This is a genomic window from Providencia sp. PROV003 (genome assembly GCF_045040775.1).
In the GTDB taxonomy this organism is placed as follows: Bacteria; Pseudomonadota; Gammaproteobacteria; order Enterobacterales; family Enterobacteriaceae; genus Providencia; species Providencia huashanensis.
In genome coordinates this window covers 2,670,341-2,695,611 of sequence record NZ_CP096369.1, presented here as the reverse complement: position 1 = coordinate 2,695,611, position 25,271 = coordinate 2,670,341, and the positions used below count along the sequence as shown (strand labels likewise).

Below are 25,271 nucleotides of genomic sequence, written 5' to 3'. Positions count from 1 at the left end.
AAATACCTGAGCCTATTTACGCTATCACTGTATGTCAGTTCACATTTTTAGCTCCACGTTTTCTTTGATCTTCAAAATCAAAATGGTGTTTACCCAACTCTTTTAGTGCATTGATAAGGTAATCTTTCTCTTGGATCAGTTTTAATGGGATGATGACTTCATCATACTCTGCGGTATATTTACCTTTTTCAGTTTTAGGGGGGCAAAAAGCAAAGACTAAGCTAGTATCGTAGACTGCAACATAGTGCAAAGCATCCCAGTAAAGGCTCATATTTTGATTAAATTCATTAAATACAAAGCCTTCAGGGTAAAAAGTATAGTGATTAATATCCTCCTCTTTAATTAATCCTTTGCTAAGATACGATTCTTGTAATGATACAGCCCCCTTTAACCCAATTTTAAACGCTAATATAAACAACCCAAAAATAATAAATGTGATACCCACTGTTTGCATTACTGTGTGGTAATAAGGTATGTTTTTATGAAAATATTGCGGGTCATCAAACGTAAAGCGTATAAATGATGCTGCGATTAAAAATAACTCAATAAATACTACCCACCTAATAAGTTTAAACTTTCTTTTATAATTACGAATTAAGTTATTTTTAAAATCAGTTATCATTTCTTTATAACTTGAAGGGGTGTATTGAATATCAATTTTGTAAAAAGGCTGTTCTTGTGCAGTAACATCAAAATGGAAGGGATTCATAAATTCTCCTTAAAATTCTTATAGTTGAATTATGAGGAGTTGGGTATATCAGTCAATAAGAATATTCGCGATAACAAGTTACAACTTGCATACATTATTGAAACAAAAATAGCGCCAAAAGGCGCTATTCCATTAGTAGAAAATAACTAGATATCACTCATCTGCGGCATCGGTCTCTTAAACATGCGAGTCAGTATAGCCATATAAACTAAACCAACCGCTGTCCAAATCAATCCATAAACCATTGAATCTTCTTCAATATTTAACCATAAAACGCACACTGTTAGTGTACCTATAACAGGTAAAATTAAGTAATTCAAAATATTTTTGAAGCCTGTCATCCGACGTTCACGGATAAAGAATTGGCTAATCACAGAAATATTAACAAAGGTAAATGCTATTAATGCCCCGAAATTGATTAATGCGGTCGCAAAATCCATTTCAAACCAAATTGCCCCTAACGCTAAGAAACCGACCATCAATACGTTATATGCCGGTGTACGCCATGTTGGACTAACATAGCCAAAAACTTTTTCTGGGAATACCCCATCGCGGCCCATTACATACATTAAACGAGCACTACCTGCGTGGGCTGCCATTCCTGAAGCTAATACTGTCACGCATGAGAATACCAAAATAATTGACTGGAAGAATGCACCAGCAACAAAGCGCATAATATCTGGCTGAGTTTCATTGATATTCTTAAAGCGTGATACGTCTGGAAAATATTGTTGTAAGAAGAAGGAAACCGTAATAAAGATAACCCCCCCAATAAGTGCCGTTAAGAAAATAGCACGAGGGATCACTTTACCTGCGTTTGGCGTTTCTTCTGACAATGAACTTAAACCGTCAAAGCCTAAGAATGAAAAACACAAAATGGTAGCCCCAGCTATCAATGGGATCATTTCAGTTTTTTCATTACCAAATGGGTTAAAGGTCCAAATTTCTCCCGACCCCTCGCCATTTGAAACACCGTGGATCACTAAGCCTGTAAACACGGCCATTACCCCAATTTGGATAATCGCAATGACTGTACTTAGGTTGGCGATTACGTTGATACCACGTAAGTTAGCCGCGGTCATTAAAATAACCAGCCCAACGACAAATATCGCTGGCTCCACATTGGGGAAAATGTCTTGCAAATAAATTTTAGCCAATAATATGTTAATCATTGGCATAAAAATGTAGGACAACAAAGATGTCCAGCCCACCAAGAAGCCGATATGCGGGCTCATTGATTTTTGAGCATAAGTATACGCTGAGCCAGCAGATGGGAAGCGTTTCACCAGCTTACCGTAGCTCAGAGCCGTAAACAGTATCGCCGCTAATGCAATAATGTATGAAGTTGGAACGTGTCCACCGGTCTTATCTGATACCATACCGAAAGTATCGAAGATGGTCATCGGTTGGATATAGGCGATACCTATCATGACCACTTGTACAAGCGTTAACGTTTTTGCAAGTTGTACGCGATTATTCGCACCGGTTTGGTTGTGACCAATGTCTAATGGAATTGGAGTATTATTTGACATTATCAAGCCCTCCCATAACTTTCGATTGCATACTACTTCGGCTTAATCGACAGTTACTGGGAAGACTTTGCATCTGCCTATAGGCAGAGAAAAACGAAGAAAGGAAGAAAGGCGTGTGAGCGAAGCCACCGAGAGCCCCGTAGTCATCGATACGGCAGCCGCCAGCGCCTGGCCCTGCTGCGAATGCGAAAAAGTAAGCCATAAAAGCATTCCTCAAATCGGTAGCGTAAAATGTTTGCTACACGTAAATATTAAAATTATCTCTCCGGCTCTATGTCCGGCCCCGCTAGAATGAACGTTCCTAAAAACAAAAAAACCGATGCTTCATTTGATTAAGCATCAGTTATTTTTTAGTTCGCGCATTTTGCACGCCATAACCACAAATAGCAAGTTAAATTGTTAACAAATCACCCTATTTTCGATGAGAAATTTTGATTATTTCTGACTTTTTGCCCTATCTGCTTATAACTTTTTTTTCTTATGGTTTTAATCAGGTTTTAATCAGCAAAAAACCCTTTGGTAGAAGCCAAAGGGTTTGGATTAATCGAGATTAATTATACGATTAGAAGTTGTAGTTGATACCGATATTGTAACGACGGCCTTCAAGTTCAGCGCCATAATTCTCTGAATCAATACGACGGTCTAAGACGTTATACACACCGCCAATTAAATTTGCATTTTTGTTTAATTGATAACTCGCACCTAAATCAAACAAAGCATATGATGGAGTACCTTTGCTCATTGCTTGTCGACGACCTTGATAGTCAGATGTCTTACCCCTAAAGTTCATTCGGGCCCAAGTCTGTAAATCTTCAGTCGTATCCCAAGTCAATGTCGAGTTAACCATATGTTTAGGTTGTTTATTTAGCGCTTTACCTTTATTTATACCACTTTTTTGTTCAGTATCAGTGAAGGTGTAGTTATTTGTGAACGCTAAATTATCCAGAATATTCCAATTAAATGTAGCTTCAATCCCTCTCATATTAGCTTTACCAATATTAGTACGATCACTAACAAAATCATAACTATGATTAATTGGATTACTTGAGGTACTACATTTATTACTGCTATCTTTGTTATCACAACGTGTTATTTCAGTTATTTTATCTTTAAAATCAGTATTATAAATACTTAAGCTTGCTGTTAAGTTTTCTTGGTTATTCCAAATAACCGCAATCTCTTCAGTAACACTTTTTTCTGGTTTCAAACTTGGATTACCAAAAATAACTCCATTTAATTTATCACCACCAGTACCTTGTCCCCAATTAGGTGAAGATTGGCGTAGGTCAGGCGCTTTATATCCCGTAGACACCCCTCCTTTAACAGTCCATTGTTCATCTAGATGCCAAACACCATATATACGAGGCGTCCAATGCGTACCATAGTTTTCGTCTTTATCCATACGAATACCACCAGTCAAAGCAAAATCATTAGTCATTAGCCATTCATCTTCAGCAAAGAGTGCCCAACTATATCTGTCTAATGTACTAGCTTTTAACTTATTACCTTCATCCTCTAATTTTTCTTTACGATATTGTCCACCTAAACTTAAACTATGATCCCCCAATAAAAATACACTTTGATTACGCATGGTCGTATCTTTAGACTTCATTTTACGTCCAATATTCTTAGCTTCATCATGCTGAATATAGGTATCAGTAGAAAATCCATCGTATAAACCATAGTGCGTTAAAGCAACGTGCGTATTTTCAAATTTTTCTTTATTCTCTTTTGTAGCAGTACTGCTTCTTGAATAACCATATCGTGAATCACGATGCTGGTTATCTTTTTTAAAGTCTAAATCAAAGGTATTTTTATCATCTGGTGTCAGTGATAATGTACCGCCACCACTAGTCATAATTTGACGATTAAAACCACCTTCGTTCTTATCTTCGCCACGATGTGAATACTGGCCTTGAAGTTTGGCACCGAGCAGACCATCTATTAGTGGCCCAGAGGTATAGAAACTACCTTGTCCTGTATTACCTGAATTTTTACGTTCAGTTAGTGTAGTATCCGCTCGTAAACTTGTGGTCCACTCTTGTTGTACACGACGAGTGATTATGTTGATTACCCCACCCATCGCATCCGAACCATACAATGATGACATAGGACCACGCACAACTTCGATACGCTCAATGGCGGGTAATGGTGGCAACCAACCTTGTTCAATACCTGAGTTATCACTGTTTGGGCGGGTTGTCCGCGTATCAACACGCTTACCATCGATTAAAATCATGGTGTATTTAGCATCCATACCACGAATGCTAATATCAGAGCTACTGCCGCCACCGGTAACTAAAACACCCGGTACATCTTTTAAAGCGTCAGTCACATCACGGTAAGCTTTAGTTTCAAGTTGTTCGCGCGTTACTACTGAAATGGATGCTGGGGCATCTTCAATTTTTTGCTGATAACCTGATGCAGTCGTTACATAGATTTTATCTTTACTGTCATCAGCAAATGCAGGTGTCGCAGCGATAGCGGCAATTATGCTAATTGCAACTTTTCTTTTATTAAAAACAACCATTCCCAACTCTCCAAGAGATATTTTTTATATATGAATTGATTTGCTCACATTGATTGCATTAAATTTTAAAACGCTTTTTATTATTTGGATATTTAAATACCCATAAGAAATTCATGGTAAAAAACCATTTATAAATCAATTAAATTTCCTGTGGGTAATTAATCTTAATATTTAATTCGTTTGTTTTTTTATATTGCCCCTTTTTCTTTATTAATGTGCTTGCCGCACGACGCCACAAGCACATCATTTATTGTGCGGTATTAACTTGCTAATTTATCAACTAGCCCATCAATTAACACTTGAGGTACCCCTTGCGAACACCTTTCAATACGCCCTCTTACACCGTAAACCTCTGCAAGGCTTTCAGGCGTGATAACCTCAGCAGGCTCTCCCTGTGCGATGAGTTTCCCTTGCTTAAGCATTAATACATGTTCCGCATGTCTTAACGCAATATTAATATCATGAACAACCACAACGGTAATTATATTTCGACGTTTAGTTTCCTTTGCCACTAAATCCATCACATGATATTGATAATTTAAATCTAAAGCGCTTAAAGGTTCGTCCAATAATAATAAATTTGGTTGACGAATTAATGATTGTGCCAAACCGACTAATTGTTTTTGGCCACCTGAAAGTTGATCTAAATAACTTAATGCCAAATGTTCAATACCAAGTTGGCGTAATAAATGCATGACTTCGTCTTTATTATTTTGATTACTCAAACCACCCGAGGCACGCTGAGCAACAATGACAGACTCTAAAACATATAAGTGAACCCCCGCAGGTAATGTTTGCGGTAAATACACCACATTTTGCGCACGTTGAGCAAAATTCTGCTGCGTGAGATCCAAGCCGTCCAATAATAACTGCCCCGTTGCCTTATTTAAGCCAGCTAAAGAGCGTAATAATGTTGATTTACCACTCCCATTTGGCCCAAGTAATACCGTGATCTTTCCTCGGGGTAAAATATCGGTCGATAAGTTTTCAATCACTGCACGTTTTGGGTAGCCTGCATTAAATTGGTTAATAATCAAGCCACTCATGATACATTACCCCGATGACGTAAAATAATACTTAAGAAGAACGGAACACCCACTAACGATGTCACAATACCCACAGGAATAATCACACCTGGAATAATGTTCTTCGAGGCAATAGATGCCATCGATAAAATTAATGCTCCAATTAATGCACTTGCTGGCAGATAAAAGCGGTGATCTTCACCAAATATCAAACGGGCAATATGTGGTGCAACCAGCCCAATAAAGGCAATCGGCCCAACAAACGCAACCGCCAATGCAGACAAAATACTGATCCGCAATAACGTTGTCAGCCTTAGCCGCCGGACATCAATACCAAAGCTAATAGCCCTATCCTCACCGAGCCTTAAGGCCGTTAACTTCCATGAACTCATCATCGCAATTGGGAAAACTAAGGCGAAAACTAGCGCCATCACGCCCAGTTTTACCCATGTCGCTTTTGAAAGGCTCCCCATCGTCCAGAAAACAAGCCCTTGTAAGGTATCTTCCGTCGCAATAAATTGCATCATGGAAACCAATGCATTAAATGTAAATACCAAAGCTATACCAAATAAAACCACACCGGAAGTAGCAACTCGAGTCCAGCGGGTAACCGCATCTAGCATCAACGCTGCTAGTAGTGCAAAAATAAAGGCATTTGCCGATATTACCCATTGGTCAGGCACCCCTGGAATTGCGATACCTGAAACAATGGCTAGAGCAGCACCAAAAGCCGCCGCATTTGATACACCTAAAGTAAATGGGCTCGCCAGCGGGTTGTTTAAAATCGTTTGCATCTCTGCCCCAGCAAGCCCTAATGACATACCGATAACAACAGCCATCAATGCATATGGCAACCGAATATCCCAAACAATAACCCGAGTCCCTGCATCCACCGTTTCTGGTGTTACCAAGGTTTGCCACAATCGTTCAAGAGATAAGCCCGAAGGGCCCAACGTAAAATCAATAATTAAAGATAATAAAATTGCAGCAACAATAACCCCAATCCATGTTAGCCTACGGCGTAACATATTTTGATAATGCTGCTTCACACCATTATCAGCTTGTTTGATGGCTTGCTCTGCAGCTGCTATCGGTTCACTTGTAATACTCATTAATTCCCACCTACTCTCATTGCTTTTCGCTGACCCAATATACACCACTTGGTTCTACTGCGAGAAACTCACTGTGCAGCTGTTCAAGTGTTTTTTGCGGGTCTAAATCCGCAAATTGCTCAGGATAAAACCATTTAGCAAATACTTGTGTCGCAATCACATTGTATGGAGAGTTATAGTAGTTATGCCAGATAGCGTAATCTTGCTTATCTTTAATGGCTGATAATGAATTAATGCCTTTACGTTCTGTGACCCTTTTTAGACTTTCTTTCGCATCAATTAAAGTACCTTGAGCGCCTAATTGAACACCAACATCTTTGCTACCCGGTGCTTTGACACCAGATGCGATATAAATACTGGGGTCTGATGCAATGACCTTCTCAAGGTTCATTGTACCTAATGCGCCGGGCAATACCCCCTTAGCAATATTTTTCCCACCCGCTAAGTCAATAAAGTTCCCCATGTTACCGTCACCTGCAGTACCACAACAATCTTCAAAAGCACCGGCTCTTAATTCAATGAACACCGTCGGTTTTTTATCTTCCGGAACTTTAGCGGTAATATCGGTGACTAGCTTTTGGTTTTTTTCATAAAAATCGATATATTTATTGGCTACCTGTTCCCGATTTAACGCTTGACCGAGTAAACGCATACTCGGCAATGTATTTTTCAATGGGTTGTCACGGAAATCGACAAAAATGACAGGCACACCCGCTTTTTCTAACTGGTTCACTAATTCACTATTTTTGCCCGGACCATGCCCTGACAGACCAAAAATGGCGATATCGGGATTTAGTGTTAATACTTTTTCTGAACTGACACTATCGGCACTGGTATTACCAATTAGAGGAATATTATCAATTTCTGGAAATTTCGCTTTATAAACCGCATACGTTTGCGGGTCTAATTTACGCAAATCCCCTTGCCAGCCTACGATACGTTCAATGGGTTTATCACCTTCAAGGAGAGCTATAGCGCTAAATAAACGCCCTTCGCCAAGTAAAATACGATTAACATTATCAGGGACTTCAACAGTACGGCCTGCAACATCAGTTACAGTAGCGGCCCACGAGTTCAAACTTGCACTCACTAATAATGCTAAACTTATTCCTTTTACTACCGACCTAGCTACTGATTTCTTGGCTACCGACGACATAGTATTAAGCTCCACCATCAACCTCATTGACTGAATTTTTTATTGCGGTAACAATAAAGCAAATAAGAATACTTATCAATACGATTATTGAATCTAACATGACTTAACTCAATGAAATTATGTGAGCCATATCGAAAAGTTATGCATCTTGCCAAATTAACCTGCTAATTTGGCACTTCTAACATTTTATTCTGGCGTGATAAAAAAATAGCACCTCAATGGAGGTGCTATTTTAGTAAACAAGATACGAATTTTATTTATCTAAATTTTCTTTGTAACTTGGAAAGTTCATGTCTTTATAGCGAATAAATGTGGTTTTTCTGGCAATTTTATAACCAAACCATATGGCTAAAAATAGCGGAATTCCGATATAAGTCGCGGTTACCCCAACCCAATCAATCCTATCTTCTAAGAAGGCTTGATAGTTCTGACCTAACGTAATCGTTAAACATAAAATAAATGCAAAAATAGGGCCGACCGGGAAGAAGCCTGAGCGATATGGTAAATCGTTAAGATCTTTACCTTGTGCGATGTACCCTCTACGGAAACGATAATGGCTAATCGCAATTCCTAACCATGCAATAAAACCCGTCATTCCCGACGTATTCAATAACCATAAATAAACGGTTTGATTACCGAACATCGAACTTAAAAAGCATAGACCGGCAATAATTGTTGTAGCTAATAAAGCATAGCGTGGTACGCCACCTTTTGATAGGCGGGCAAAAATACGCGGAGCTTTACCTTCACGCGCTAAGGTATACAACATACGGGTGGATGCATACATCCCTGAGTTACCCGCCGATAAAACCGCGGTTAAAATGACGGCATTCATTACTGCCGCTGCGGAGAGTAAACCTGCATTTTCAAATACCAATGTAAATGGACTTACACTGATATCTTTAACGTCATTACGCAATAAATTAGGGTCGGTATAAGGAATGATCAAACTAATAATCAGAATTGCAAAAATGTAAAATAACAGAATACGCCAGAAAACCTTACGTACCGCTTTTGGAATATTTTTTGCCGGATCTTTTGATTCCCCTGCAGCAATACCGATTAGTTCAGTACCTTGGAAGGAGAAACCAACAATCATTGCAACACCAATCATCGCTGAAAAGCCACCAGCAAAAGGTGCATCACCGATTTCCCAATTATGCCATCCTGCATTTTCTGCACCATTCATGATGCCGAAAATCATTAACACGCCCACGACAATAAAAATAATGACGGTAGTGACTTTAATTAAGGAGAACCAATATTCAGCCTCACCAAACCCTTTAACTGAAATAAAGTTTAGCAAGAAAATAATAGCAAGGAATATTGCACTCCAAATCCAGCCGGGGGTATCTGGGAACCAATAAGTCATCACTAATTGCGCTGCTACAAGGTCAACCGCAATAGTGACCGCCCAGTTATACCAATAGTTCCAACCTAATGCGAAACCAAAGCCTTCATCAACATACTTAGCACCATAGGTCGCAAATGAACCTGAAACTGGCATATAAGCAGCTAACTCACCTAAGCTGGTCATTAAAAAGTAAACCATTAAACCGATGATAGCGTATGAAAGAAGTGCCCCACCAGGACCTGCCTGTGCAACGGTTGCACCTGATGCGACAAATAAACCGGTACCGATTGAGCCCCCGATAGCAATCATCGCAAGGTGGCGTGCTTTTAATTCACGGCGTAGCTTTTGTGGGCCGCCTTGCGCGATAGTATTGGTATGTTGTTCTGACATTTGTTCCCTGTATTTTATTATTCAGCTAATATCGGAGGAATTCTAGCAAAATAGACTGCCAGAACTAAGCAACTCTTTGCTGTTATAAGATACCTTCATAATCCGTAGCAAATTATAAGTAAAACGCGTTATCGCAATCACAACACATTCATTGCAATCCTCTAAATATTTTGGCTTGTCGCTAGACGGCAAATGAGACTATCCAAGGAGCATACACCAGTATGTGACTTGGATAGTCGATTGCAGCCAACAACGCGACAAGTTAAAAGATGACGAGGATTTTTAATTACAGTAGGCTAGCAAATTAGTAATCGCGTTCGAAAGGTGCTTTTGACGATGGTAAATCAAATATAAGGTTCTTTCTAATTGCAGTTCTTCTATTTCTAATTCCACTAATGAACCATTTTCCAATTGTTCTTCAATAACACGCCTTGATAAACAACTGATCCCCATACCGAAACGAACAGCATGTTTAATCGCTTCTGAATTTCCAAGCTCCATTAAAATATGAAACCCGGGAAGGTGAGCAAATAATAGTTGGTCAAGAACGTCTCTTGTCCCTGAGCCCCTTTCCCGCAAAATCCATGGAGCATCTTGTAAATCTTTTAGTGATACTTTTTTATTTGCTAGTGGGTTTTGTGGTGAAGCAAAAACAACCAATCCATCTTTTAACCACGGTTTAGAAATCAACTCAGGGCTATGGCAAACCCCCTCGATTAAACCGACATCGGCTCTAAACTCCATGACACCTTTGATAACTTCTTCTGTATTACTAATAAACAGTTCCAAAGGAATATCAGGGTGGTCATGACGATAACCCGCTAAAATTTCCGGTAGCATATAGTTGCCAATCGTCGTACTTGCTGCTAGACGCACGGCGCCCATCTCTTTCTTAAATAATTGCTCGACTTCTAACCCTTGTTCTAATAATGCTAATGCTTTAGGGTATAAAAGCCTTCCGTGCTCGTTTGTAACAAGTCGTTTACCCACGCGGTCAAATAGCTGAACACCTAATTGACCTTCTAAATCCGTTAGCGACGCACTTACTGCAGATTGAGAAAGTGCTAATAATTGAGATGCTTGCGTCGTGGAGCCACTTTTTAATACTTCCGTGAAGACCTCAAGTTGCCTAAGTGTAATTCGCATAAAGGTAAGCCCCAACGTGATTTTTAGTATTTGTAATAATATTGTTAATATTAATGATTTATTAGCAATATTCCAGAAGAAACTTATAATCAATTTTTTCGATAGATTATACACAAATAATGAATTTAAATTATTATTGATTTTATTATATGCTTATTACCAAATCTTATAAGCGGTAATGAAGAGCATTGTCATGAATAAAAGTGAAGCTAACAGCTTAGAGCAAAATAGCCTGCATCCTATTTTTAAATTAATACCAGGCATTATTTTAGCTGGTATTTTAACGGCTATCTCAATTTACCTCGGCGAACAGCCTTGGTTTATGGATATCGGTTTAGGTGCATTAACCCTTGCTATCTTATTAGGCATCGTTGTTGGTAATACTTTTTATCCTGTTGCGAGCAAATCTTGTGACAGTGGTATTAAATTTGCTAAGCACTATTTCCTTCGAGCGGGGATCATTCTGTACGGGTTCCGTCTTACTTTTCAGCAAATTACTGATGTAGGTGCAACAGGCGTCATCATTGATGCCTTAACATTAACATCGACATTCTTATTAGCTTATTGGCTGGGTAAAAAAGTATTCGGTCTTGATGAAGAAACAACATTGCTGATTGGTGCAGGAAGCAGTATTTGTGGTGCCGCAGCAGTCATGGCAACTGAACCGGTGGTAAAAGCCTCCGCAAGTAAAGTCGCGGTTGCCGTTTCAACTGTCGTCATATTCGGGACAATCTGTATATTTGTCTACCCTTGGATGTACCAATTAAATGCCCACTTTGGTTGGTTCCCTGCGACTGAAGAAACATTTGGTATTTATATTGGCTCAACGGTTCATGAAGTTGCACAAGTTGTTGCTGCTGGTCACACCATAGGTACTGACGCAGAAAATGCATCCGTGATCGCTAAAATGATCCGTGTCATGATGCTTGCACCGTTCTTAATTATTTTATCTGCCTTTTTGAGTCGAAAAGCAAGCCACAATCAAACGGCAAGCAACCAAAAAAGCAAAATTACTATTCCTTGGTTTGCTGTATTCTTTATCGTTGTAGCAGGTTTTAATTCATTACACTTATTGCCTAGTGTATTAGTTCAACAAATCATCGCATTAGATACTATTTTACTCGCAATGGCGATGGTCGCATTAGGCTTAACCACCCATGTTAGTGCCATTCGCCAAGCAGGTATTAAGCCGTTACTGATGGCATTGATTTTATTTGTTTGGTTAATTGTGGGTGGGTTATTAATTAATGTGATGATCCAAAATATCTTTTAACGATTTATATTCTTATTATTAGCCACCTTAACCGGTGGCTTTTTTGTTGATTTCATTTATTAGCTTATTAATGGCATACTCCCACAAAAAGGAGTCAAAAATGAAATATATTGGAGCACACGTCAGCGCATCTGGTGGCGTTGATCAGGCTGTTATTCGCGCCCATGAACTCGAAGCAACGGCTTTCGCGTTATTCACTAAAAACCAACGCCAGTGGAAAGCCGCACCACTAAGTGAAGAAGTGATCCGCAAGTTTAAAGATAACTGTACAAAATACGGTTATGGCAAACAGCAAATTCTCCCCCATGACAGTTACTTAATAAACTTAGGTCACCCAGAGTTTGAAGCTTTGGAAAAATCACGGGTTGCATTTATTGATGAAATGCAACGTTGTGAACAATTAGGCATCGGTTTACTTAACTTTCATCCAGGAAGCCACTTAAAAAAAATTGAGGTTGATGACTGCTTAGCTCGAATTGCCGAGTCGATTAATATTGCTCTTGCTGAAACAGAAGGTGTCACTGCTGTTATTGAAAATACGGCAGGGCAAGGTACTAACTTGGGGTTTGACTTCACTCACTTAGCTAAAATTATTGAAGGTGTAAAAGATAAAAGCCGTGTTGGCGTTTGTATTGACACTTGCCACGCGTTCGCAGCAGGTTACGATTTACGCACGATTGAAGATTGCGATAACACCTTTACACAATTTTCTGACATTGTCGGTTTTGAATTTCTGAAAGGAATGCACCTTAATGATGCAAAAAGCGAATTCGCCAGCCGTGTTGACCGCCATCATAGTTTAGGTGAGGGAAATATTGGCTTCACACCATTCACCTACATTATGCAAGATAAGCGTTTTGATGGTATCCCTTTGATTTTAGAAACTATCAACCCTGATATTTGGCCGCAAGAAATTGCATGGTTGAAATCTCAGCAACAAAACTAATACTTTATTGTTAAGCTCTAGGTTAGCCCTAGAGCTTGACTATAATATCGAAAACACCACATTGTTAATGCCGCGAACTGGCTATTTTTCACCAATTACAATGATTTCATCTCAATTTTAGCCATCATATCCGCTAATTTATTACGATTTTTTAGCCCAACATCGGGCTGAGAAACTGATAACGCGGAAATAGCCGTCGCCATACGTAATGTATGCTCACTCGACTCCCCATTGAGTAAACCATAAGCAAGCCCAGCAACCATTGAGTCCCCAGCCCCTACCGTACTTATCACATCACAATGAGGTGGTTTGGCCAACCAAGATCCTGAGGCATTTACCCACAAAGCCCCTTCTTCTCCTAATGAAATGACAACATGAGAAATGCCCTTATCACGTAATTCATGGGCTGCTGCAATAACATCTTTTAAATCAGGAAGTTTTCTACCAACCCAGCTCTCTAATTCATGTCTATTCGGTTTTACTAACCAAGGTGATGCTTTAAGACCGGCTTTCAAGGCCTCTCGGCTACTATCAAAAATAATACATGGACATAATTGCCGAAGTCTGGTCATCCAACGAGTAAATTCTTCAGGGTCAATACCATTTGGTAAACTGCCGCTAACGACAACCATATCAAAATGGCCTAGCCAATTTAATGACTCTGTAGAAAAGCGGTTCCAATCCTCTTTACTTACATCAAAACCTGAAAAATTAAAATCTGTTGATTCCCCATTATTTTCAGTAAGTTTTACATTAATACGTGTACGTCCCGGTACCATACTAAAGCGATTAGCCATCCCATTTTCACTGAAAAAATGTTGGAATTCTTCTTGGTTATCCTTCCCCATAAAACCACTAACTGTGATATCAATGCCTAAATCACGCAGCACTTTCGCTACGTTTACACCTTTACCACCCGCATTGAGGCTAGCGGTTTTGACTAAATTGACTTCACCAACTTCGATTGTAGAACACAGCCCTACAAGGTCGTAAGCAGGATTTAATGTAATTGTAGCAACCCGGCGAGTCATAACCACTAATCTCCCTTATCATGATTATCGTATCTTAAAATATAATCATAGTTATAACATTAAAGCATATTGTTTTCAGTGATATTTGTATTTTTCCCTGCTTGTTTTTCTGTTGTACCATGGCAAAATCAGCGCGCTAAAAAATAAAATAATCAGGAGAAAATATGTCTGAGCCTGTTAACGTCGTCGTCGGTGTCGGTGTGATCATCACCAATTCGCACGGGCAAATACTCATGGGTAAACGCAGCAGTAAACATGCCCCTTACTGGTCAATTTTTGGGGGGCATGTTGACCCTGGGGAAACATTCGAACATTGCGCTATTCGTGAAATAAAAGAAGAAATCGGTATTGATATTCAAGCACCAACCGTATTTGGTATCAGTAATAACTTGCAAACTTATCAACAAGAAGGGAAGCATACGGTCTCTATCTGTATGCATGTTGAATACAATGGTGAAGCTGCACCTCAAATAATGGAAACAGACAAATGTGAAAGCCTAATGTGGGTTTCACCTGATGCATTACCTGAGCCTCACTTTGAAGCCAGCCGCAATGCCATTGACCTTTGGCTAAACCAGAATCTTTATCACCATAAAGCCTAATATTAACCTTTAACGTATAAACGATTTTGTTTGTACGTTTTTTATTCATCTCTTTCTTATTACTCGCTTTTTCCTATTTAATTGCCTTTACCATATTTACAACGTCATGTGCTTACCGTATCATTTAGCTAGTACAGTGAAACATTCTATTAGGAGCCACCATGGCCGTTGATACTACAACACAACACAAACGCCCTTCCATCTTGGGTGGTGCAATGATTATCGCAGGGACTGCAGTCGGTGCGGGTATGTTTTCAATTCCAATGGTGACTTCAGGTGTATGGTTTTCAGGCTCAGTCGTGCTATTAATCTATACATTTATTTGTATGTTACTTTCGGGGTTAATGATCCTAGAAGCAAATATGAATTACCCTGCTGGAGCCAGTTTTCACACTATGGTCAAAGACCTGTTGGGAACAACTTGGAATTCAATTAATAGCTTATCCGTCACCTTTGTTCTCTACATACTGACTTACGCCTACATTTCCGCGGGTAGTTCTATCATTACCGCAAACTTGTCAGGTCATATACAAATTCCACAAGCGGGTGCAGGCTTTATTTTTGCCTTCATCGTCGCTTTTATTGTTTGGCTTTCTACTCGTGCTGTAGATAGGTTAAGTACTATTTTAATCGGTGGTATGGTTATCACATTTATCATGTCAATTGGTGGGATGATCTCAACGGCATCTCCTGCCATTTTATTTAACCAAGTTGAACAAAGTGATCATCAGTATTTACCTTACGCTCTCGCCGCATTACCTTATTTATTAACCTCTTTTGGTTATCATGGCAATGTACCTGGGCTAGTTAAATATTATAATAAAGACAGTCGCAGTGTAGTCATGAGTTTAGTGTTTGGAGCAACCATTACGGTTGTTATCTATATCTTGTGGCAGTATGCCATCCAAGGCAATATCCCACGCTCTGCCTTTATTGAGATAAGAGAAAGTGGCAATAATATTGATGCCCTGTTGACTCAAATGAATATCTCGACGAAAAACAGTTTTATTTCACAATTCCTAAACTTGTTTTCTTATATGGCGTTAGCCAGCTCATTCTTAGGTGTCTCTCTTGGCTTATTTGATTTTATTGCAGACTTCTTTAAATTTAAGGACAATCAACAAGGGCGTTTCAAATCTGTTTTAGTCACCTTTGTACCGCCTACCATCCTTGCGTTAATTTTTCCAAATGGTTTTATTTATGCCATTGGTTTTGCAGGGCTAGCAGCAACCATCTGGGCGGTAATTGTCCCTGCTCTAATGGCAAAAGCGAGCCGTGTACGCTATCCAAATAATAGTTATAAAGCACCTGGTGGAACATTTATTATTGTTTTCGTTATCTTATTTGGTGTGATTAATGCTGTAGCACATTTGTTATCTTTAGCTGGTTTACTCCCTATTTATTAACGGCCTTTGGTGAATATCGCTTTTACGCAATATTCACCATTCCCTTTCCCATAAAATTTTTCACCGAAAATTAACCGCAACATCTTGCCTAATCGCTTATCTGCGAGTAATTTTGTCGCACTCTTTTTGACAATCCCAAAGAAGGTTATTTATGGCCAAGGCCAATGAAATTAAACGCGGTTTAGCAGTTAACTATAATGGCAAATTACTACTTGTAAAAGATATTGATATTCAAGCACCTAGTGCTCGTGGCGCAAGTACCTTGTATAAAATGCGTTTTACAGATATCAAAACTGGCCAAAAAGTTGAGGAACGTTTCAAAGGAGATGATATTTTAGAAACGATTTCGTTAACACGCCGTGGAGTGACTTTTTCTTATATTGACGGTGATGAATATGTTTTTATGGATAATGAAGACTACACTCCTTACATGTTCAAAAAATCAGATATTGAAGAAGACCTATTGTTCATCCCTGAAGAGGGTTTGCCCGGAATGCAAGTGCTTACCATAGAAGGTCAAGTCTTGGCTTTAGAACTTCCTCAAACCGTTGATATGGTCATAATGGAAACAACACCTAGCATTAAAGGTGCATCAGCTAGTGCCAGAACTAAGCCTGCGACTATGGCTACAGGGCTTACTATCCAAGTTCCTGAGTATTTATCGAGTGGCGAAAAAATTCGTATCCATATCCCTGAACGCCGTTATATGGGGCGTTGTGATTAATTACAATATGTTATCTAACCTATGACCTTATATGCCTATGAATTAATTGTTCATAGGCATATGCCACAATCACTTAGCATTATCCCCTCCTAACGACCTGCTCTTCGGCTTCACTCACGTTTAATCATATTTAATCGTATAGATTCCCAATGTATGGTCTTTGTTTATCCAATTAAACTCTTGAGTTCCCTTTGAATTAGGAAGTAGTGTTGTTTGCCCTCTGAGTTTTCGAATATCAACAGACGTCGTTTTTTCATCTCCAGTATCACTCCAACATTTGGTTATCACACTTTTAGGCGTTGCTTCTATCATGCAAGGTGGCGCGACAATCGCTCCTGTAAATAAAATGACACCAGAGCTAGCACGTTTCATCCCACTATTTTTTGATGCTACTGCCGAAAAACTTGAAACCAATACTGTTACTGTAAAAATAGTCGCTACAATTTTTTTTACTGAGTTATCCATAAGAATCGCCCTCTTAAAGTTAAGTTATCGTCACTTTTCGTGATTTATTTATACTTAAAATATTTTTCACTCTGCGTGACTGAGGACGACATACTAATCTCAACGAAATATTAGTGATTTCATTTATAGTCGTAGTTTTTTATTTTTTTGAATCGTTATTACTCAAAATAAAATCACCTATTTAAATGACTTTTTTATTACCACACGAAATGCAACATCTTTAGAATTTTATCTATTAAAATCAGCCCTATATATTGTAAAAAACGTCATATTTATTGTTTACAAATCATTTTTGTATTTAACTTATAAAATAAGTATTTATTAATATGAAAAAAAACCTTGCTACTAAAATTTACCTATCCCCCAAACAGTTGATAGCTGCGGGTCGGCAACGTGCTTGCTATCAACATCCAGAGTATGATGATTTATGCATCAAAGTGCATTTAAATGGGAGAAGTGATAAAGAAACGCTACGAGAAATACGCTATTACAAGCGGTTATATAAAAAAAGTTTAAGTACCAACACTATTTCTCATTATTATGGAACCCAAGAAACTAATTTCGGCTTAGGGTATGTTTTCCAACTCATTAAAGATAAAACAGGGAATGTTTCACATACATTAGAGTATTACCTAAAAAATAAAAACATACTTTTAAAACATAAAAAAAATATGAGAATTGCCTATGAACAATTTAAAAAAACAATCTATGAAGAAGCCATAGCAACAATGGCACTAAAAACTTATAATATTGTTTATCAATTAGGCTATAAACCTCACGGCCAATTTTTTATTATTGATAACCTTGGTTCAGCCAATTTGATCCCCCTAGATTATTTTTCAGCCACTATTGCGCGTTCAACATTAAATCGTCGTTTTGCAGATTTTGAAAATCGGCTTTATAGAGAATTTCAAATCAAAATATAGTTTTCAATACCTGTCTTACTACCATTCATTTTTTAGATTTAAAATTAATCAAAACTTCAATATAAGTATTTTTTGTTATCAGAATACTGATAAATAAACAGTAGCTATAATTTTTTAAAGTCAATCACCTAACGGCCACCTATAATTAGTGCATGACTTGATGACTAAAAACCTTTCTAACTTAGATAAATTTAAACTTCTTTACATTAGAGGTAGATGTTAGGCATTTACTTCGTAAATAGACTGAAACAAGACGTAAGAAAATGTGAACAAGTTCATACTTTATTTACTCAAAACGGTGCAATACCGCGCAAAATGCCCTTACATATGATAGAAATCACATAAACCAATAGTGAATAGGCAGTTCTATCTAATGTTTTGTAAATTATAGACCTATTGCCTCGCCATTTCGGCTTTGTTTATGTATGCTCTTTAAGGTTTATTTTCAGGCTTGTTAGGCTACCAATTCACGTAAAATTCTTTTAGTAAATATTGGTATCTGTTCTATACTCAATAAGTCATTGAAAATGGCTAAAGCGTACAACACCTAGTTTGGGTTGTTTGCTATAAATTGTTGTCATAAACATTTCTTGCGAAAAACACACTCTTATCGCCAAATGCGTTTTTCACAAGGATAGGTTTAATTTTGTCGTGTCTATTTACACGATAATGCGATAAAAGAATGGTAAGGGATATATATAAGAATGTTAACATCTGAAAAACTTAAGCGCTATGCTTGGCGCATTGTACCGGCAATTGCTATCGCCGTGACACTCTCAGCATGTACCAATCCTAAGTCAGCTAAGAATACACAAAATACTGCTAAATCAGATGTACGTATGTTAAATGGTTCCGCGGGGGACTCTTTAACTATGGCATCTCAAGATGAATTCGAAGAGCTAGTACAAAGTGTTGATACTAAATCCAAAATCATGAACCAATATGCAAGCTGGAAAGGTGTTGCTTATCGCCTCGGTGGCACAACCAAAAAAGGTGTGGATTGTTCAAGCTTTGTTCAGCGCACATTTTTTGAACAGTTTGGTGTGGAACTCCCTCGCACAACCTCAGAACAAGAGTACTCGGGTAAAAGCGTAAAACGTAATAATTTAAAAGTTGGCGATATCGTTTTATTTAAAACAGGTCGCACAATGAAGCATGTAGGGATCTATATCGGCGATGAAAAATTTGTTCACGCCTCCACAAGCAGTGGCGTTATTGTTTCTGAAATGACGAATTCCTACTGGAGCAAAAGGTACTACGCTAGCCGTCGGATCATTAACGGGTCCTAACTTTCTGCCATACCTTATCCCCTTACCAATAAAAAAGCTTCCAAGTAACAGATACTGGAAGCTTTTTTATTGGTAATTCATATTTAATTTCTGAGCCTAGCGGTTGTTATTTAACGCCATCAAAAAAATGAGAGACGCTGTACGCAAAAGTGCCTAATAATATCAGTCTGTATTTTAGTAAAGCAACTTAGCAGCAGAGCAAATCGCCACCGCCTATCACCGATACATTAGCAATAACGCAAATCAATAAATAACCCATATATATTTATTTACACTCAAATTAAGCACAATAAAAACCAGATGATAGCTCTGCAATAGCCACACCAGAGGCTTTCAAACGACACATAGCTGCTAATTCATCATTTGCGTGAATGAACAAGCACACTTCTTTCTGCCACTCCAAAATAGCATTAGCAATTTGCATATCCGATAACGACTCAGATAACTGCTGCATCGCAATACAATCTGTTGCACAGTCATGACTAAGTAATTTTAGCCCCACAAGCTTATCGCTATCGACATCATTCATAGGTACGACTTCAACATCAGTCCCTATTTTGCCTGATAACCAGCGGTAGCTTTGCGGTAGCCTGTGCACCACCGAAAGACCTGATTTTTCCACAAAGATATCCTATTAAAACATTTTAGTATTTAGCCAAGTGACCCGGGGGTTACCGCCCCACTAGACCTAACACGAGGATCGAACCAACCCTATTACGCTTATATACTATTTAAACGTGAATAAAACCCTCTTTAAACTAACTCATCGTTCAAACCGAGTTTTTAACAACCACAAAAGTAACAGTAATGTTAAATTCTAAAACCTAAATATAACATTAAAAATACAACATGTCGTTAAATTTTTGTGACACAAATCATTGCACATCAATTTTTATGGTAAATTAATTAAATATTAAATTTTTTTTGATATTTGAACTCAACATTCACCACAAAACACCTAACTTTTTTTTACATCTTTGACATAAAAACCGCAATAACTAAGCTATTTTTTGAAGTACGCACAAATTTTTGCCAACTTGTTACAGCAAAGAATACGGTGTGATAAAAAACATAAATTTAACAAATTACCTACTAACGGTAATTGATTTAGATCATTTTTCACCAAATATTTTAATCCCCCTACTTTACTATTCGTATTTAACGAGTTAAAGGTAGCTATAAACATTGAGAATAGCTGTATCTTATGAGATGAACTGAATCAATTCGGAATAATCGGACAAAAGGAAGGATAGACATCTATGACATTTTCAGTTTCATCCGTGAAACTGAAAAATTAATGAAATTACTTTGTTCTTTTCGCCAATAAAACAAATAGCATGGATAATGCAACACAAGCCACCATTGACCCAACCATTGGCCATGCATTTTTAGCGGGTATCAAAGATAACAATGTTCCGACCAGAGCCCCAATTGAAAAACGAATGGTTCCAGCTAAGGAGGAGACAGTCCCTGCTATATGTGGGTAATTATCCAAGATAACAGCCATTGCGTTTGATGTGATCATCGCTATCCCACTAACATAAATGGCCACACCAATGACTAGAGTCCAAAAATCCAGCGCAAAAGCAGTCGTCGCTAACAACCATAACCCCATCACAAATTGGATAATAATGCCAAAGTACAGCATTTTTTCCGCGCCAAAATGCCTAACGTAGCGGCTATTTATTGTGGTCATAATAAATAGAAAAATAATATTGATACCAAAATAGTAGCCAAAATGCTGCGGTGACACGCCATTTAAATCAATATAAACAAATGCGCCCGCATTTAAGAACGAGAACATACCAGCGAAAGAAAATGAGCTAGCTAATATATAGAACAAAACCTGTTTAGCTCTAAATAACGTCGCAAACTGCCTGAGTGTAGTGCCGACATGGAATTTCTGCCGTTTAGCGGCAGGTAGTGTCTCTCGCACAAAACAACTCACTAAAATAACCGCTATCACTGCTGCGATTGCAATGCTCCAAAAAATCGCATGCCATGAGAACCAACGCATTAGTTCTCCCCCAAGGATCGGGGCTAATAATGGTGCAATCGTCATGACTAACACCACAAATGACATGCTTCTTGAAAATTCGTCACGAGTGAACATATCGCGCATTAATGCGTTAATCACCACACTCGCAGCCGCAGCAGCAAACCCATGTAAGAACCGTAACCAGATCAATGATTCAATGGATTCCGTGATTGCACAGGCAGCAGATGCAATAGCAAAGACAATTACACCACCTAAAATTACTGGCTTACGCCCAATGCTATCCGCCATCGGACCATAGAATAGTTGCCCAATAGCAAAACCAAAAATGTAGCTGTTAAGCGTCATCTGAATACGCCCTTCATCTACATTAAAATAATGCATCATCGTCGGAAAGCTAGGTAGGTACATATCGATAGCCAATGGCATTAACATCGATAATAAACCTAAAATTAATATCAGCCCCAAATAGGATGAACGCTGCTGTTGCACTCTTTAAACTCCTGCATTTTATTTACGTGATACATTAATACTGTTAATTTCAGCTTCAGTTAACGGCCGATACTCACCGGGCTCAAGCGAATCATCGAGCCATATTTCCCCGATTCGTTCCCGATGCAAGCCGCAAACATGGTTACCCACCGCTGCAAACATACGTTTTACCTGATGGTAGCGCCCTTCGCTAATCGTCAATCTAACATCACGCGGACTAATGATTTCAAGTTTCGCTGGCTTAGTGACGGTTTTTTCACCGTTAAGCATTACACCTTGCTCAAACTGTGCAGCCACGCCATTTGCGATATCGTCACTTAATTGCACACGATAGGTTTTCTCACAATGATGTTTTGGTGATGTAATCCGATGAGACCATTGCCCATCATCAGTTAGCAATACTAACCCTGTCGTATCAATATCTAAGCGCCCTGCTGAATGAAGTTTTTGAGCGAGCGGCTCATCGATAAAATAAAGTATAGTGGGATGCGTTGGGTCATCTGTCGAGCAAATATACCCTTGGGGTTTATGCAACATAAAGTAACGAGGCCCCGTTACTTGCACAAGAACATTGCCATCATAAGCGACTTCATGGTCGGTCGTAACTTGAAAGGCTCCCGATTTGACGATTACATCATCAACTGTCACCAGCCCTGAGCGCAATTCACGCGCTACCAAACTGCGGCTTATCCCTAATTGCTGGGACAAAAATTTATCCAGTCGCATAGATTCTCTTAACTTGATGGAATGCCAGTGAGGCGTACAATAGCACTCAACTGTCAGAATATAGAATGAAAGGTTGCTGTGATTATTATCACATAATTCATTATATCAATAACCCTAGTGAAGGGATAGTTTCCTAGCAACAACTCAGATCTTTAGACAGAGCCATGGTTTTAAATTAAATTTAACGCCTTTTTCCCAACTTATTAACTCTATACTGAATAATATGTCTTTTGTTTTACGTCCTTATCAACAAGAAGCCGTTGATGCAACAGTGCATTATTTCCGCAAGCACACCCAACCTGCGGTTATTGTTCTACCTACTGGCGCGGGGAAAAGCTTAGTCATCGCAGAGTTAGCTCGCCTTGCGCGTGGTCGTGTTCTTGTGTTAGCCCATGTTAAAGAACTCGTTGAGCAAAACCATGGAAAATACCTCGCTTATGGCTTACAGGCTGATATTTTTGCCGCTGGACTGAATCAAAAAGATTCACAAAGTAAGGTCGTATTTGGGAGTGTACAATCGGTTGCCCGGAACCTTGATGCTTTCAATACTCACTTTTCTTTAATTATCATTGATGAATGCCACCGTATCAGCCTGAATGACAAAAGCCAATACCAGCAAATTATTCAAGCCTTACAAATTCATAACCCTACGTTACGTATTTTGGGGTTAACAGCGACGCCTTATAGGCTTGCCAGTGGCTGGATTTACCAGTACCACTATCATGGTATGGTACGGGGCGATGAAAACTGTTTTTTCCGTGAATGTATTTATGAATTGCCACTACATTATATGATTAAAAATAAGTTTCTCGTCCCTCCTGAACGGTTGGATATGCCCGTTTTGCAATATGACTTTAGTCAGGTTTCACTGAGCTCATCTGGTATTTTTAATGAACAAGAGCTCAATTTATCACTTAAAAAGCAACAAAGGATCACGCCAAAAATCGTTTCTCAAATTGTTGAGTATGCATCGCCATTACAAGGCTGTATGATTTTTGCGGCAACAGTAGAACATGCAAAGGAAATACTGGGTTATCTACCTAAAAATACGGCTGCGCTTGTGACGGCAGATACCCCCGCTGCTGATAGGCAAGACATCATTCAACGTTTCAAAAACAAGCAATTACATTATTTAGTCAATGTTTCTGTATTAACCACGGGCTTCGATGCCCCCCATGTTGATGTAATAGCTATTTTACGCCCTACCGAATCCGTAAGCTTGTATCAACAAATTGTCGGCAGAGGCCTGCGACTTGCCACCGGGAAAACAAAATGCCTCATTTTAGATTATGCAGGCAACCCTCATGACCTATTTCGACCGGAAGTCGGCTCAAGTAAACCCAATTCAACGAGTGTACCCGTGCAAGTTTTTTGCCCATTATGCCAATTTGCCAATACTTTTTGGGGGAAATGCACTTCTGATGGGCAAATTATCGAACACTATGGTCGTCGCTGCCAAGGTTGGGAAGAAAATCAACACGGACAAAAACAACAATGTGAATTCCGTTTTCGATTTAAACAGTGCCCCCATTGTGGCGCAGAAAATGATATTGCCGCACGTCGTTGCCAACAATGCCAAGAAGTCCTCACTGACCCTGATGATATGCTAAAAGCTGCACTAAAATTAAAGGATGCCCTAATTTTACGTTGCGGTGGGATGCAACTGTTGACAGGCCATGATGCAAAAGGTGAATGGCTTAAGATTAATTATTATGATGAGGACGGAACCAGCGTTTCTGAAAGGTTTCGTTTAACAACACCAGCTCAGCGACAAGCCTTTGAATTTCGATTTTTACGCGAACATCAACGTGCGCCTGGGGTTCCATTTAAGTGGAATAATGCTAATGATATTTTATTACAACAATCATTATTACGTTATCCACAATTTATCGTGGCTCGGAAAAAAGAACGCTATTGGGAAATACGTGAAAAAATCTTCGATTATCAAGGGCGTTTTCGCGTTGCTGACAGCCTATCTTAAAGCTAAGGCGATCTTAATGATTGCTGGATGGCGGATTTTTCGTTAAAATGCCGCCCGCCTTCATATATCACATTCTCTGAATGAAATATTCTTAGGCCAAATCTCGAACCTGCTGCTGGGTCGCCTGTAGCAGGATTTATCTTTTCTTTTTATAGAGAAATAGTAATGTTAACTATCAATGCAATTGAACGTAAAGAGCAGGGTAAGGGTGCGAGCCGCCGCCTGCGCAGAGATAACCAACTTCCAGCTATCGTTTACGGTGGCAACCAAGAGCCTATCTCTGTGACTTTAAACCACGATGAAATCATTAACCAAGAAAGCAAAGCAGAATTTTACGAAGTTCTGAATCTGGTTATCGATGGTAAAGAAACTAAAGTAAAAGTTCAGGCTGTTCAACGTCACCCATTTAAGCCAAAAGTGACGCACATTGACTTCCTGCGCGCTTAATTAAAGCCCACAG

At 38.9% G+C, this 25,271-nt stretch carries 23 protein-coding genes; 9 read left to right on the top strand and 14 right to left on the bottom strand.

The window, feature by feature from the left end; all coding sequences use genetic code 11:
* Positions 1-34 precede the first annotated feature (34 nt).
* The 9 genes from M1F14_RS12205 to yieE form a co-directional block, all read right to left on the bottom strand.
* A complete protein-coding gene (locus M1F14_RS12205; RefSeq protein ID WP_071548170.1) occupies positions 35-709 on the bottom strand; it encodes a hypothetical protein in 675 nt (224 codons plus the stop codon).
* Positions 710-855: 146 nt separating this feature from the next.
* On the bottom strand, positions 856-2,241 hold the full coding sequence (locus tag M1F14_RS12200) for an APC family permease (RefSeq protein WP_042843420.1): 1,386 nt from the start codon (positions 2,239-2,241) through the stop codon (positions 856-858).
* Positions 2,231-2,443: a hypothetical protein gene (locus tag M1F14_RS12195; protein ID WP_071548171.1), complete on the bottom strand. Its 213-nt coding sequence runs from the start codon at positions 2,441-2,443 to the stop codon at positions 2,231-2,233. Before M1F14_RS12195 ends, M1F14_RS12200 begins: the two co-directional genes overlap by 11 nt.
* A 360-nt stretch (positions 2,444-2,803) precedes the next feature.
* The gene (locus M1F14_RS12190; RefSeq protein ID WP_181468569.1) at positions 2,804-4,771 is read right to left on the bottom strand and encodes a ligand-gated channel protein; all 1,968 of its coding nucleotides are present in this window, start codon (positions 4,769-4,771) and stop codon (positions 2,804-2,806) included.
* 260 nt (positions 4,772-5,031) lie between these two features.
* Positions 5,032-5,820, bottom strand: a complete 789-nt coding sequence (locus M1F14_RS12185) for an ABC transporter ATP-binding protein (RefSeq protein WP_094301210.1) — start codon at positions 5,818-5,820, stop codon at positions 5,032-5,034.
* Complete coding sequence (locus M1F14_RS12180) at positions 5,814-6,824, bottom strand: FecCD family ABC transporter permease (RefSeq protein ID WP_370661204.1); 1,011 nt, start codon at positions 6,822-6,824, stop codon at positions 5,814-5,816. Before M1F14_RS12180 ends, M1F14_RS12185 begins: the two co-directional genes overlap by 7 nt.
* Before the next feature lie 100 nt (positions 6,825-6,924).
* Positions 6,925-8,064 carry an ABC transporter substrate-binding protein gene (locus M1F14_RS12175; RefSeq protein ID WP_042843416.1) on the bottom strand — a complete coding sequence of 380 codons (1,140 nt, stop codon included), beginning with the start codon at positions 8,062-8,064 and terminating at the stop codon, positions 6,925-6,927.
* A gap of 253 nt (positions 8,065-8,317) precedes the next feature.
* On the bottom strand, positions 8,318-9,808 hold the full coding sequence (locus M1F14_RS12170; protein ID WP_042843415.1) for an amino acid permease: 1,491 nt from the start codon (positions 9,806-9,808) through the stop codon (positions 8,318-8,320).
* A 282-nt stretch (positions 9,809-10,090) separates the two neighbouring features.
* The gene (yieE, locus tag M1F14_RS12165; protein WP_042843414.1) at positions 10,091-10,954 is read right to left on the bottom strand and encodes a DNA-binding transcriptional regulator YeiE; all 864 of its coding nucleotides are present in this window, start codon (positions 10,952-10,954) and stop codon (positions 10,091-10,093) included.
* A 193-nt stretch (positions 10,955-11,147) separates the two neighbouring features.
* On the opposite strand from yieE, the gene M1F14_RS12160 reads away from it, so the two are divergent.
* Both M1F14_RS12160 and nfo read left to right on the top strand, forming a co-directional pair.
* Positions 11,148-12,227: a YeiH family protein gene (locus M1F14_RS12160; protein ID WP_048607451.1), complete on the top strand. Its 1,080-nt coding sequence runs from the start codon at positions 11,148-11,150 to the stop codon at positions 12,225-12,227.
* Positions 12,228-12,327: 100 nt separating this feature from the next.
* Positions 12,328-13,173 (top strand): deoxyribonuclease IV, encoded by an 846-nt coding sequence (nfo, locus tag M1F14_RS12155; protein ID WP_042843412.1) that lies wholly within the window; start codon positions 12,328-12,330, stop codon positions 13,171-13,173.
* 95 nt (positions 13,174-13,268) lie between these two features.
* Here the strand turns inward: nfo and fruK are convergent, their stop codons facing one another.
* A complete protein-coding gene (fruK, locus tag M1F14_RS12150) occupies positions 13,269-14,204 on the bottom strand; it encodes a 1-phosphofructokinase (RefSeq protein WP_042844300.1) in 936 nt (311 codons plus the stop codon).
* 164 nt (positions 14,205-14,368) lie between these two features.
* Here fruK and M1F14_RS12145 point away from each other — a divergent pair, with 164 nt between their 5' ends.
* The 3 genes from M1F14_RS12145 to yeiP all read left to right on the top strand — a co-directional run bounded on the left by M1F14_RS12145 (position 14,369) and on the right by yeiP (position 16,936).
* Positions 14,369-14,806, top strand: coding sequence for an NUDIX hydrolase (locus M1F14_RS12145; protein WP_048607452.1), 438 nt, complete (start codon positions 14,369-14,371; stop codon positions 14,804-14,806).
* A 161-nt stretch (positions 14,807-14,967) separates the two neighbouring features.
* Entirely contained in the window at positions 14,968-16,212 is a 1,245-nt protein-coding gene (mtr, locus tag M1F14_RS12140) for a tryptophan permease (protein ID WP_042843410.1), read from the top strand.
* Positions 16,213-16,363: 151 nt separating this feature from the next.
* On the top strand, positions 16,364-16,936 hold the full coding sequence (gene yeiP / locus M1F14_RS12135) for an elongation factor P-like protein YeiP (RefSeq protein WP_042843409.1): 573 nt from the start codon (positions 16,364-16,366) through the stop codon (positions 16,934-16,936).
* A gap of 120 nt (positions 16,937-17,056) precedes the next feature.
* Here the strand turns inward: yeiP and M1F14_RS12130 are convergent, their stop codons facing one another.
* Positions 17,057-17,401, bottom strand: coding sequence for a hypothetical protein (locus tag M1F14_RS12130; protein ID WP_042843408.1), 345 nt, complete (start codon positions 17,399-17,401; stop codon positions 17,057-17,059).
* Positions 17,402-17,727: 326 nt separating this feature from the next.
* Between M1F14_RS12130 and M1F14_RS12125 the strand changes: the two genes are divergently transcribed.
* Positions 17,728-18,327 carry a YrbL family protein gene (locus M1F14_RS12125; protein WP_048607453.1) on the top strand — a complete coding sequence of 200 codons (600 nt, stop codon included), beginning with the start codon at positions 17,728-17,730 and terminating at the stop codon, positions 18,325-18,327.
* Positions 18,328-19,031: 704 nt separating this feature from the next.
* Positions 19,032-19,616, top strand: a complete 585-nt coding sequence (mepS, locus tag M1F14_RS12120) for a bifunctional murein DD-endopeptidase/murein LD-carboxypeptidase (protein WP_042843406.1) — start codon at positions 19,032-19,034, stop codon at positions 19,614-19,616.
* Between the two features lie 280 nt (positions 19,617-19,896).
* Here the strand turns inward: mepS and M1F14_RS12115 are convergent, their stop codons facing one another.
* From M1F14_RS12115 to rsuA, 3 genes are all read right to left on the bottom strand, one after another.
* Positions 19,897-20,238, bottom strand: coding sequence for a hypothetical protein (locus M1F14_RS12115; RefSeq protein WP_042843404.1), 342 nt, complete (start codon positions 20,236-20,238; stop codon positions 19,897-19,899).
* Between the two features lie 681 nt (positions 20,239-20,919).
* Complete coding sequence (locus M1F14_RS12110; protein ID WP_230233542.1) at positions 20,920-22,047, bottom strand: Bcr/CflA family multidrug efflux MFS transporter; 1,128 nt, start codon at positions 22,045-22,047, stop codon at positions 20,920-20,922.
* A gap of 75 nt (positions 22,048-22,122) precedes the next feature.
* Entirely contained in the window at positions 22,123-22,830 is a 708-nt protein-coding gene (gene rsuA, locus M1F14_RS12105) for a 16S rRNA pseudouridine(516) synthase RsuA (protein ID WP_048607462.1), read from the bottom strand.
* Between the two features lie 223 nt (positions 22,831-23,053).
* Between rsuA and M1F14_RS12100 the strand changes: the two genes are divergently transcribed.
* Positions 23,054-24,811 (top strand): DEAD/DEAH box helicase, encoded by a 1,758-nt coding sequence (locus M1F14_RS12100; protein WP_042843400.1) that lies wholly within the window; start codon positions 23,054-23,056, stop codon positions 24,809-24,811.
* Positions 24,812-24,976: 165 nt separating this feature from the next.
* Entirely contained in the window at positions 24,977-25,258 is a 282-nt protein-coding gene (gene rplY / locus M1F14_RS12095) for a 50S ribosomal protein L25 (protein WP_042843399.1), read from the top strand.
* The last annotated feature ends 13 nt before the right edge of the window (positions 25,259-25,271 follow it).